Here is a 237-nt window from a genome sequence, read left to right as displayed (position 1 = left end):
GGCACCAGTTCCAAGCGCCTAAAAGGCCAGCATGGGGATGTGGAGATCAACACTCCCCGCGATCGTGCAGGTACCTTCGAGCCCCAATTTGTCCGCAAGAGGCAGACCCGCTTAACGCAGATGGACGACCAGATCCTCGCGCTGTATGCACGAGGCATGAGCACCCGCGACATCGTCGACGCCTTCAAAGAGATGTACGGTGCCGACGTCTCTGCAGCCCTGGTATCCAAGGTCACA

General features: G+C 59.1%; 1 protein-coding gene. It reads left to right on the top strand.

Annotation, left to right across the window (positions count from 1 at the left end; all coding sequences use genetic code 11):
• The coding region (locus Q5Y71_RS17440; protein ID WP_306043329.1) for a transposase at positions 1-237 on the top strand (237 nt) is incomplete at both ends.

The sequence above is a fragment of the Microbulbifer sp. 2205BS26-8 genome (genome assembly GCF_030731025.1).
Classification (GTDB): domain Bacteria; phylum Pseudomonadota; class Gammaproteobacteria; order Pseudomonadales; family Cellvibrionaceae; genus Microbulbifer; species Microbulbifer spongiae.
This window is presented reverse-complemented; position numbering and strand designations above follow the sequence as displayed.